Genomic DNA, 11,302 nt, shown 5'->3' with positions numbered 1-11,302 from the left:
AAGGTCAGGGAGGCCGAACAGGCCGTCTCCCGCACCCTGTTGCGCCTGCATGACGGCAAGCAGGATTTCGAACTGACCAACAACGCCGCGATGATCCAGGCCGAGGCACGCACCCAGGGCACACTGTCGCTGATGCTCGGGGCCATTGCCGCGATTTCGCTGCTGGTGGGCGGCATCGGCGTGATGAACATCATGCTCATGACCGTGCGCGAGCGAACCCGCGAGATCGGCATTCGCATGGCCACCGGCGCGCGCCAGCGGGACATCCTGCGCCAGTTCCTCACCGAAGCGGTGATGCTCTCGGTGGTCGGCGGGCTGGCCGGCATCGGCCTGGCCTTGCTGGTGGGCGGTGCGTTGCTGCTAGGCAAGATCGCCGTGGCCTTCGAATGGCTGGCGGTGTTCGGCGCCTTCGGCTGCGCCCTGGTCACCGGCGTTGTCTTCGGTTTCATGCCGGCCCGCAAGGCGGCTCGCCTCGACCCGGTCGCGGCCCTCACCAGTGAATGAACCTCACCTTATGAAAGCGCACCTGACCCTCCTGGCCGCAGGCCTGTTACTGGCGGCCTGCGGCACCCCCGCGCCGACGCCGAACAGCGGCATCCAGCCGCCACCGGCCTGGCAAAGTTTCGACACCGCCACCGCTCGAACCGATAACCAGCAATGGTGGACGCACTTCGGCAGCCCGCAATTGAACCGTTTGATCGAGCAGGCGCGCCGGGAAAGTTACGACCTCGCTGCCGCCATGGCCCGGGTGCGCCAGGCCCAGGCCAGCGCAGTGATCGCCGGCGCGCCGTTGCTGCCAGCGGTCACGGCCGGACTCAACGGCACTCGTCAGGAGTTGCTACGGGGCAAGGGTTACAGCCAGCTGGACGTGGATCGGAACAACCGCACCATCGACTACTACGACGCCCACCTCAGCGCCACTTATGAGCTGGATTTCTGGGGCGGTAAACGAGCGGCCCGGAACAGCGCGCTGAGCAGTCTGTCAGCCAGCCAGTTCGACCGGGCGACCGTGGAATTGACCCTGCTCAGCGGCGTCGCCAATAGCTACACCCAGGCGCTGTCCCTGCGCGAGCAACAGCGCATCGCCGAACAGAACCTGGACAACGCCCAACGTGTACTCGATCTGGTGCAGACCCGCTACGACGCCGGTAGTGCCACGGCCCTGGAGTTGTCCCAGCAAAAAAGCCTGGTGGCGGCGCAACAGCGCAGGTTGCCTCAAGTGCAGCAGCAGGCCCGGGAAGCCTTGATCAGCCTGGCGGCGCTGCTGGGGCAACCGGTGCAGTCGGTCACACTCGACGATGAAAATTTCGACCGATTGCACTGGCCCGCCATCGACGCCGGGGTGCCCAGCGACCTGCTCAGTCGCCGCCCCGACATCGCCGCCGCCGAAGCCCGCCTCGCCGCCGCCCAGGCCGACATCAGCGTAGCCCGCGCGGCGATGTTGCCCTCCGTGACCCTGGGCCTGAGCCTCGCCACCGGCGCCGACATTGCCGAGCAGTTGCTGCGCAACAACGTCTACAACCTCACCGCAGGTTTGGCCGCGCCGATCTTCAACAATGGCCGCCTCAAGGCCGAACGCGACCGAGCCACCGCGCGCCAGGAAGAACTGCTGGAGCTCTACCGCGCCGCCATCATCAACGGCTTCGCCGACGTCGAAAAAGCCCTGAACGGCATCCACGGGCTCGACCAGCAGCGGCAATGGCAAAGCGAAGAACTGCACCAGGCCCAGAGCGCCTTCGACATCGCCCAGAGCCGTTATCAGGCCGGCGCCGAAGACCTGCTCACGGTGCTGGAAACCCAACGCACGCTGTACGCCGCCCAGGACATGAACGTGCAATTGCGATTGGCGCGAGTGCAGGCGAGCGTGGCGTTGTACAGGGCGCTGGGTGGGGGTTGGCGGGTGATGTGAGCGTCGAACACACGTTTCTATCGTTCCCACGCGCAGCAAAGGAATGCCTCTACTGACGCTCTGCGTTCTGCTCTTTGGGACGCGGAGCGTCCCTGGCTGCATTCCCACGCAGCGCGTAGGAACGATGAAGCCGCCGACCGCGCCCTCTCCTACTACCTCGACCCCAAACCTGAAAACCCCACTCCACCGCCGGGCCAGTTGTTCACCGTTGCGGAAGGCGCGGACCTGGAATGCCTGCTGGCCAACCTCAGCGAAACCCTTGCGTCAGTCAATGTCATGGCCAACGAACTGGCATTTGATTTGGACGGCGCGCGACGGAGTTTTGCCTTGGGGATCCAGCAGATGGTCGAGCTGAGTGAGCTGCTGGCGAACCGCGCCCTGGACATCGCAGTGCCGCGTTAAAGGCGCATGCCCTCTCAAGCCAAGTGATATTTGTGGCGAGGGGATTTATCCCCTCGCCACAACAGCGTTCGCTTTGGTTTTCTTTGGGAAGCGAAGCTTTACACCGGCTTACTCTTGAGATTACGCGCATACCACGGCCGCTGCGGCACGCGGCGGAACAGTTCGGAGAGTTTTTTGTCGTCGCTGCCGAAGGTGATGCGCAGGGCCAGTTTCATGGTTTCCGGGTCCATTTCCACCGAACGTCCGGGCTGCAAACCCGGCGTGGTGCTGCAGCCGTGGGTGACCGGGCCCAGCCAGGGGTCGGCGATTTCCACCCAGCGGCCGGGGGCGAACCAGGGCACGCCGTTGACTTCCAGCCGGCTCACTTCACCCGGATGGAAACGTTCGTGAGCGCGGAACCAGTCTTCGAGGCGGTCGTCGATCCAGCCGTGGAAGGCCCAGAACACCGGGTTCACATGGGAGGAAAACGGGTCGCCAAGAAAGTCGTTTTCCGGTTCGTACCAGCGCTGGGCGAAGTCGGCCGGGTCGCGGGCGAAGGGCACCGGGTGGCCGTTGGAAGGATCGCGGGGCACCGAAGCCCAGCGCATGTGCAGCCAGTCATGCAGGCCCAGTTCCACTTCCGAGCCAAACTGGCCGAGGGTCAGTTTCGACAGGTAGCGCGGGTCGCGGTAGCGCGATTCCCAGACCTGGAAGTTGCTGTGATAGGTCTCGGCAGTCTTGATGTCACTCACCCATTGGGCGTACTGCTCGTCGCCGCTGGCCAGCCAGGTGGGCGGCAAAGCCGTACCATCGTGGTTATCGAAATACCGGGCAAAGCCCAGGCGATCACGCTCCAGCTCCGGTTGCGGCAACGGGAAGCGCGGCCACGACGGCAGCGGCTGGAACGAACGGGCCGTGCCGAGCATGTGCCGGTGCATGAAAAAGAAATCCACGCCCGATCCGTTGCGATCCTTGCGCTTGCCCCGAGCGTCACGTTCATGGTCCCGTGGGCCGGGCTGCCAGCCGATGCCTCGCAAGGCATTGCGCTTGTCTTCGTCCAGGCTGTGCCATTTGTCCCGCGAGGCGTGCCAGAGCTGATGGAACAACCGATGCTCCGGCGACACCAGCCAGGCCAGCAATGGCGGGCTCAGCGGCGTGCGTTCCCGGGCTTCGGGGAACGGCAGCTTGCGGGCGATGAACTGATTGTCGAGTTCCGGCAGCGCCAGCGGGCGATCCAGGCGCAACACGCGACCGCTGAGGGTGGCAGTGCCGGCATTGCCGAAGCCGGCCCAGACCTCGTCGAGGGTCATGATGAATTCGTAGACCGGCGCGTCCTGCCGGGTCCCGATCAGGCGCCAGCTCAATTGTTTCTTGTCATCCCCCGCCAAGTCGCCCAGCACTCGATAACGCGGCTCATCATCGGCGCGCAACCGCTCGGCGGTGTCGAGACAGCCCACCAGCCCACGGCCTTTGTGGGCGATGTCGAGGAACACTTGCAGACCGTCGCCGGGCAAACCGTCCAGGCCCGCGTCGCTTCCTGAAAAACGGATCGTCCAGATACCCCGCAGCGTATCGGCCCGGCGCTGCCCCGCCACGTCCGCCACATCGAATGAGGCCTCGCCGGGGGTGATGGTGGGGTCCGGCCGGGTCAGTTCGCGATGCCCGTAATACACCGCAGGCACGGCGGCACCGGTCAGCGCCAGGCCCGCCATGAACCATCGTCGAGAAATCGTCATTGCCTTACCTGTGTTCGGCCCTGGAGCGGGCTTTATCCAAGCTAGAACGATGGGGGGACTGACAAATTTATAGGGGCTGTGAGGGCCTCATCGCGAGCAGGCTCGCTCCCACAGGTGAGCACGTTCCAATGTGGGAGCGAGCCTGCTCGCGATAGGGCCATTGGCCGCACCTAAATTTCCCCGCCGATCACTCGTTCTCCCCAGATAGCAAAGCCCCCCGCAGCGAACCTGACTGAGATCGGCAATGACAACACCACGTTCGAAAAAAGCTCTCTTCATCGGCGTGCCCCTGGCCCTTGCACTGGCGGTCGGTGGCGGCCTGGCGGCCTGGGACCACTGGTGGCGGGACAACCCTGGCTACCCGGTCAAGGTGATGAAAGAGGCCAGGGAACTGCACGAGCGCCTGCTGTCCTTCGACAGCCACATCTCCGTGCCACTGAATTTCGGCACCGCCGGTCACGAGGCGGACAAAGACGGTAAAGGCCAGTTCGATCTGGTCAAAGCCAACCGCGGGCACCTGTCCGGCGCGGCCCTGACGATCTTCGGCTGGCCGGAGCTGTGGAACGGCCCCAACGCGCCGCACAAGCCCACCGCCGGCTTCGTCGAGGAAGCGCGCAATCAGCAGGAAGTGCGCTTCAAGATCATCACCGGCATGGTCCGCGACTTTCCCAACCAGGTCGCCATCGCCTACACCCCGGATGACTTCCGGCGCCTGCACGGCGAAGGCAAGTTCGCGATTTTCATCAGCATGCTCAACGCCTATCCTCTGGGCCATGACCTGAGCCTGCTGGATCTGTGGACGGCGCGGGGCATGCGCATGTTCGGCTTCAGCTACATCGGTAACAACGACTGGGCCGACTCCTCGCGCCCTCTGCCGTTCTTCAACGACTCACCTGACGCCCTCGGCGGCCTATCGGACATTGGCAAGCAAGCGGTGACGCGCCTGAACGACCTGGGCGTGATCATCGACGTCTCGCAGATGTCGACCCAGGCCCTGGAGCAAGTTGCGCAACTGAGCCGCACACCCTTGGTGGCCTCCCATTCCGCACCCCGGGCGATGGTGGATATCCCGCGCAACCTCAGCGACAAAGAAATGCAGCTGATCAAGGCCAGCGGTGGCGTGGTACAGGTCGTCGGTTTCTCCCAATACCTGCGCCCGCTGACGCAAAAAACCCAGGACAAACTCAACGACCTGCGCAAGCGATTCGACCTGCCACCGCTGCCCAACCTGGCCATGGCGCTGATGCCGGGCGATCCGATCATCGCCGCATGGCCGGAACAGAAATTCGGTGAATACGCCGGCCAGCTCTACGGCATTCTGGAGGAGGAACCCAAGGCCAGCCTCAAGGACCTGGGCGACGCCATCGATTACACCGTACGCAAGATCGGTATCGACCATGTCGGCATCAGTTCGGACTTCAACGAGGGCGGCGGAGTCAAAGGCTGGGAAGACGTGGGCGAGATCCGCAACGTCACCGCCGAACTGCTGACCCGCGGCTACTCCGAAGCGGACATCGCCAAACTGTGGGGCGGCAACTTTCTGCGGGTCTGGGATCAGGTCCAGCAAGCCGCGCGGCCTGCCGTGGCCTCGACCCGGGGGGCCGTCCAGCCATGAATGAGCGCCGGACCTTTCTCAAGCACGCCGGGATCCTTGCCGCCGGCCTGCCGCTGGCCGCCAGTCTTCCCGCCCCGGCCATTGCCGATCCCCTGCCGCCATTGCCCCGGGACAAATGGGCGCAGTTGCGCTCGCTGTTCAACCAGGACCCGGACTACCTGCACTTCTCCAATTTCCTGGTCACCACCCACCCGCGCCCGGTACGTGAGGCCATCGACCGGCATCGCGCCGCGCTGGATAAAAACCCGGGGCTGTTGATGGACTGGGACCTGGGCGTCACCGAGGAGCGCGAGGAAAACGTCCGCACCTGGGCCGGCCGCTACCTGCAAGCGATCCCGAAGCAGATCGCCCTCACCGGCAGCACCACCGAGGGCCTGGCGATGATCTACGGCGGCGTCCATGTGGCAGCCGACCAGGAAATCCTCAGCACCGCCCACGAACATTACGCCACCCATACCATCCTTGATTTACGCAACCAACGCGACGGCACCCGGGTGCGCAAGATCAAACTGTTCGAGAACGCCCACAACGCCAGCCACGATGACATCCTGAGCGCCATCGACCGCAACATCCGTCCCGAAACCCGCGTACTGGGCATGACCTGGGTGCATTCGGGCAGCGGCGTGAAGCTGCCGATCGACAAGATCGGCGCGCTGGTGGACAAGCACAACCAGGGCCGCAGCGATACGCAACGCATCATCTACGTGGTGGACGGCGTGCACGGCTTCGGTGTTGAAGACCTGAGCTTCCCAGCGATGAATTGCGACTTCTTCATCGCCGGCACCCACAAATGGATGTTCGGCCCCCGCGGCACCGGCCTGGTGTGCAGCCGCAGCGAAGAGCTCAAGTACGTCACGCCGATCATCCCGACCTTCTCCGAAGCCACGGCGTTTTCCACCACCATGACGCCCGGCGGCTACCACGCCTTCGAGCATCGCTGGGCGGCGGACGAGGCGTTCAAGCTGCACTTGCAACTGGGTAAGGCCGAGGTGCAGGCGCGCATTCACGCGCTCAACACCTACTTGAAAAAACAGCTGCTGGCGTTGCCGCAAATCGAGCTGGTCACGCCCATGAGCCCGGACGTGTCGGCCGGTTTCACCTTCTTCCGGGTCAAGGGCCGCAAGAGCGACGAGATCGCCGCCTACCTGATGCAGAACCGGGTGATCGCCGACGCCGTGCATCGCGACGCCGGGCCTGTCATTCGAACCGCGCCGGGCCTGCTCAACACCGAAGCCGAGATCGATCGCTTCATGGGCTTGCTGGGCAAGACACTCTGAACCTGACTTTATCGAGAGAAATGGATGAACAGTTTTCCGTTGAAGCTATTCCCGGCACTGGCCCTCGCCGCCCTGCTGCCCTCCGGCGCCCAGGCGTCACAACCGGGCCAGGTCTTTCGCGACTGCAAGGACTGCCCGGAAATGGTCGTGCTGCCCACCGGCACCTTCCAGATGGGCACCCCGGAAGATGAAGTGGGCCGCGAGCCCGACGAAGGCCCGATGCACCCGGTGACCTTCGCCAAACCGCTGGCGATCAGCCGCTTCCAGGTCTTGAAGGGCGAATGGTTCGCCTACCTGCGCGACACCGGGTACTCGATGCCCGACGGCGATAAACGTCCCGGCCGCGCGTGCAAGGCCGGCATCCCGGACTATCAGGGCAGTGACCCGCGCAAGCAATACACTGACCGGCACCCGGCGGTGTGCATGAATTTCGAAGAGGCCAACGCTTACGTGGCCTGGCTGTCGAAAAAAACCGGCAAGCCATACCGCCTGGTCAGCGAGTCCCTGCGCGAGTACGCCGCACGCGGCGGCACCAGCGGGCCGTTCCCCTTCCCGTTCGACGAGGGCAAGGAATACAGCATCGCCCAACACGCCAACACCTATGGCGCGGCCGACGGCTACAACTTCACCGCCCCGGCCGGCAGCTTCGCGCCCAACGCCTTCGGCGTGTACGACATGCACGGCAACGTCTACGAGTGGACGGCCGATTGCTATAACGAAAACTACATCGGCGCCCCGAGCGATGGCAGCGCCTGGTTGACCGGCAAATGCGAGTTCAAGCGTATCCGCGGCAACGACTGGGGCGAGGCACCGGTGTTCTCCCGCTCCGGCAACCGCAACGCGCTGGTGCCGGGCAATCGGGGTGACTGGATTGGTTTTCGGGTGGCGCGGGATATGTAGGCCGAGCACAGCTCGGCCCCTGTGGGAGCAAAGCTTGCTCGCGATGCAGACACCTCGATTTCACAGAAAAGCGCGTCGCCTTCATCGCGGGCAAGCCTTGCTCCCACAGGATAAATTCCCCTGCCCTCCAATCGTTCTAAAGATGGGCACAACCCAATCCAGCGTGCCTGCGTCCTAAAGCCCTCCCGGCGACCATCCGCGATGGCCTTCGCCCTTTTCATCAAGCAGGGAAACCTCCATGAGCCAACCAAAACGCGGGGTGATCAATGAACTGTTCATCCTGCTCAAACCCTTCCGGCTGATTGTCGTAGGCTCCATCCTCTTGGGCATGCTTGGCGGCCTGAGCATCACCGCCCTGCTGGCGACCATCAACGACGCCCTGAACGCCGCGGCCAAACCCACAGCCCAGACGCTGGTAACGTTCGTGGTGCTCTGCGCGGTGGCGCTGCTGACCTCGATTCTTTCGGACATCGGTAGCAACCACGTCGGTCAGAACATCATCGCCGGGTTGCGTAAGTCCCTGGGCAAGAAGGTGCTGCTGGCGCCCATCGAACAGATCGAACGTTATCGCAGCCACCGGCTCATCCCGGTACTGACCCACGACGTCAACACCGTCAGCAATTTCGCGTTTTCGTTCGCACCGCTGGCCATCGCCTTCACCGTGACCCTCGGTTGCCTGGGTTATCTGGCCTACCTGTCACTGCCGATGTTCTTGCTGCTGCTGGTGGCGCTGGTGATCGGCACGGTCGTGCAATACCTGGCCCGAGCCCGTGGCATCAGGGGGTTCGAAGCCGCCCGCGAGGCCGAAGACGCGCTGCAAAAACACTACAGCGCGATCGCCGCCGGCGCCAAGGAACTGCGCATTCATCGCCCACGCCGCCAGCGCATGTTCAGCCAGCGCATCGAAGCCACCGCCGATAATATTTGCGACACCAATATTCGCGCGGTCAACACCTTCGTGGTGGCCAAGACCTTCGGCTCGATGCTGTTTTTTGTGGTCATTGGCCTGGTGCTGGCCCTGCAATCGCTGTGGCTGGGCACCGACAAGGCCGTGCTTAGCGGCTTCGTGCTGGTGCTGCTGTACATGAAGGGCCCGCTGGAATACCTGGTGATGACCTTGCCGGTCATCAGCCGGGCAAACATTGCCTTCAAGCGCATTGCCGAGCTGGACGAGCAGTTTTCCTCACCGGAGCCGCACCTGCTGCTGGACGACAAGAGCGTTTCCAGACCAGCGCTCCAGCAGCTTGAACTGCGTGATGTGCACTACGCCTTCCCGGCGGTCGAAGGCAGCCAACCCTTCGCCCTGGGACCGGTCAACCTGTCCATCGCCCAGGGCGACATTGTGTTCATCGTCGGTGAAAACGGGGGCGGCAAGACCACGCTGATCAAACTGCTGCTGGGCCTCTATTTCCCCCAGGGTGGCGAAATCCTCCTCGACGGCGCGCCGGTAGGGTCCGCGCAACGGGACGATTATCGCCAGTTGTTCACTACGATTTTTGCCGACTATTACCTGTTCGATGACCTGGTTCAGGGTGACCAGCAGGTACCTGACGACGCCAATCGCTACCTGGAGCGCCTGGAAATCGCTCATAAGGTTCGCATTCAGGACGGCGCCTTCAGCACTACCGATCTTTCCACCGGCCAGCGCAAACGCCTGGCGTTGCTCAACGCCTGGCTTGAGGAGCGCCCAGTGCTGGTGTTCGACGAATGGGCCGCCGACCAGGACCCGGTGTTCCGACGGGTTTTCTATACCGAACTGCTGCCGGAGCTGAAGGCGTTGGGCAAAACCATCATCGTCATTTCCCACGACGACCGCTATTTCGACATCGCCGATCAACTGGTCCGGATGCAGGCCGGTCAGGTCATCAGTGAAAAAGCCCCCGCAGCCTTTGCCTGAACCGCGAGAACACCATGAACCCATTGCTAGATGATGACCTGCTGACCCTGCTGCTGGAGGAGGACGCTGACGCTGTGCAAGCCCGCTCCAGCCGCAGCCGGCCGGACCGCGCGCCCTTGTCCTTCGCCCAGCAGCGCTTGTGGCTGGAGCAACAGCGCGACCCGAACCGTTCGGCCTACAACCTGCCGCGCGCCCTGCGCCTGACGGGTGAACTGAATGCCGACGCCCTGGAACAGGCACTCAATCGCGTCATCGACCGACACGACATCCTGCGCACCGCCTTCACTGAAATCGACGGCGCCGCCACCCAGGTGATCGAGCGTAACGCCAGCCTGATCGTGCACCGGGAGAACCTCGCCGCGCTCGATCAGCCAACACGGGAGCTGGCGCTTTCACAGCGCATCGAACAGCACGCCCGACAACCGTTCGATCTGACCCAGGCGCCGCTGATGCGGGCAACGTTGCTCAGACTGGGCAGTGACGAGCATGTGTTGTTGCTCAACATGCATCACATCGTTTCCGATGCCTGGTCCAACACGATCCTCATGCAAGACATGGCCATGGCCTATGCCCGAGCCTTGCTCGGCGATCCGTCAACGCTGCCGCCGTTGCCCCTGCAATACGCCGACTACGCGAGCTGGCAACGCGGCGACTATGTGCAGAGCCCGGCCTGCCACCGCAGTGGCGCCTATTGGAGCGACTACCTGGGCCATGAGCTGCCGGCGCTGGAACTGCCTCAGGAGTTTGCGCGCACCGCCAATCAGCAACACATGGCCGGACGCGTGCAGGTGTCACTTGACCCGGCAATGGTCCAGGCCTTGGATACGTTCTGTCAGCGGGAGGGGCTTACGCCTTTTGTCGTGGCGCTGGCGGCCTGGCAATTGTTATTGGCTCGGTACAGCAACCAGAACGACTTCACCGTCGGCGTCCCGAACGCCAACCGCAACAGCCACGAGAGCCAGGAGCTGGTGGGATTTTTCGTCAGCAGCCAGGTGTATCGGGCGCGGATCGACTCGACCCGCAGCGCGCTGGATTTCCTCCGGGACCTGCGCGCGCAGTCGCTCGCCGCGCTGGAACATGCCGACTACCCGCTGGAACTGATCCTGGATCAGTTGCAACGTCCCGGCGCACAGGGCGCCAGTGCGCTGTTCCAGGTCTTGTTCAACTGGCGCACCGGGTCGTCTTCACCGTCGGCGCCAAACCTGGGTCAACTGACGCTGGAGTTTCTCAGTACCGGTGACAACCAGGCCAAGTTCGACCTGTCGCTGGATGTCGATTATTCCCAGCAACAGCTGCTGGCAACGTTCGAATACAGCCGTGATCTGTACCGCGCAGAGACCATCGAGCGCATGGCCGGCCACTGGCAGAACCTGCTGCGGGGCCTGGTCGAGACGACTGGATGCGCGCTTGGCGAACTGCAACTGTTGAGCGCCGATGAACACCGAAAAACCCTGGGCGACTGGAACCGTCAGCCGACCCAACTGCGCAGCGAACAATGTCTGCACCGGTTGATCGAAACCCACGCCGCCAGCACAGGCGACGCCATCGCCCTGACCTTTGAAGGGCAGCACATGAGCTATGCCGAAC

General features: G+C 63.6%; 9 protein-coding genes. 8 read left to right on the top strand and 1 reads right to left on the bottom strand.

Annotation, left to right across the window (positions count from 1 at the left end; all coding sequences use genetic code 11):
* From GSM73_RS26580 to GSM73_RS00050, 3 genes are all read left to right on the top strand, one after another.
* The coding region (locus tag GSM73_RS26580) for an FtsX-like permease family protein (protein ID WP_256676606.1) at positions 1-504 on the top strand (504 nt) is incomplete at its 5' end.
* A gap of 10 nt (positions 505-514) precedes the next feature.
* Positions 515-1,909, top strand: a complete 1,395-nt coding sequence (locus GSM73_RS00055) for an efflux transporter outer membrane subunit (protein ID WP_160891254.1) — start codon at positions 515-517, stop codon at positions 1,907-1,909.
* A gap of 96 nt (positions 1,910-2,005) precedes the next feature.
* A complete protein-coding gene (locus GSM73_RS00050; protein ID WP_178129653.1) occupies positions 2,006-2,311 on the top strand; it encodes a DUF6124 family protein in 306 nt (101 codons plus the stop codon).
* 98 nt (positions 2,312-2,409) lie between these two features.
* Here GSM73_RS00050 and GSM73_RS00045 read toward each other — a convergent pair whose 3' ends face one another.
* On the bottom strand, positions 2,410-4,026 hold the full coding sequence (locus GSM73_RS00045) for a PvdJ/PvdD/PvdP-like protein (protein WP_160891252.1): 1,617 nt from the start codon (positions 4,024-4,026) through the stop codon (positions 2,410-2,412).
* Positions 4,027-4,270: 244 nt separating this feature from the next.
* On the opposite strand from GSM73_RS00045, the gene pvdM reads away from it, so the two are divergent.
* The 5 genes from pvdM to GSM73_RS26575 form a co-directional block, all read left to right on the top strand.
* On the top strand, positions 4,271-5,641 hold the full coding sequence (gene pvdM / locus GSM73_RS00040; protein ID WP_160891250.1) for a pyoverdine-tailoring dipeptidase-like protein PvdM: 1,371 nt from the start codon (positions 4,271-4,273) through the stop codon (positions 5,639-5,641).
* Positions 5,638-6,918, top strand: coding sequence for an aminotransferase class V-fold PLP-dependent enzyme (locus GSM73_RS00035; RefSeq protein WP_160891248.1), 1,281 nt, complete (start codon positions 5,638-5,640; stop codon positions 6,916-6,918). The genes pvdM and GSM73_RS00035 overlap by 4 nt, the downstream gene beginning before the upstream one ends.
* A gap of 24 nt (positions 6,919-6,942) precedes the next feature.
* On the top strand, positions 6,943-7,818 hold the full coding sequence (locus GSM73_RS00030) for a formylglycine-generating enzyme family protein (protein ID WP_160891246.1): 876 nt from the start codon (positions 6,943-6,945) through the stop codon (positions 7,816-7,818).
* Between the two features lie 238 nt (positions 7,819-8,056).
* The gene (locus GSM73_RS00025; protein WP_160891244.1) at positions 8,057-9,715 is read left to right on the top strand and encodes a cyclic peptide export ABC transporter; all 1,659 of its coding nucleotides are present in this window, start codon (positions 8,057-8,059) and stop codon (positions 9,713-9,715) included.
* 14 nt (positions 9,716-9,729) lie between these two features.
* Positions 9,730-11,302 (top strand): condensation domain-containing protein (locus GSM73_RS26575; RefSeq protein ID WP_256676604.1); only part of this gene is annotated, 1,573 nt, incomplete at its 3' end.

The sequence above is a fragment of the Pseudomonas sp. PICF6 genome (assembly GCF_009831705.1).
GTDB classification, from domain to species: Bacteria; Pseudomonadota; Gammaproteobacteria; order Pseudomonadales; family Pseudomonadaceae; genus Aquipseudomonas; species Aquipseudomonas rhizophila.
Note: the sequence above shows the minus strand (reverse complement) of the source record. Positions and strands in the feature narration are given on the sequence as shown.

Bases quoted from the DNA above. Each gene is read 5' to 3' on its own strand.
- GSM73_RS00030 (WP_160891246.1), top strand. From the start codon at position 6,943: ATGAACAGTTTTCCGTTGAAGCTATTCCCGGCACTGGCCCTCGCCGCC.
- pvdM (WP_160891250.1), top strand. From the start codon at position 4,271: ATGACAACACCACGTTCGAAAAAAGCTCTCTTCATCGGCGTGCCCCTG.
- GSM73_RS00055 (WP_160891254.1), top strand. From the start codon at position 515: ATGAAAGCGCACCTGACCCTCCTGGCCGCAGGCCTGTTACTGGCGGCC.
- GSM73_RS00035 (WP_160891248.1), top strand. From the start codon at position 5,638: ATGAATGAGCGCCGGACCTTTCTCAAGCACGCCGGGATCCTTGCCGCC.
- GSM73_RS00045 (WP_160891252.1), bottom strand. From the start codon at position 4,026: ATGACGATTTCTCGACGATGGTTCATGGCGGGCCTGGCGCTGACCGGT.
- GSM73_RS00025 (WP_160891244.1), top strand. From the start codon at position 8,057: ATGAGCCAACCAAAACGCGGGGTGATCAATGAACTGTTCATCCTGCTC.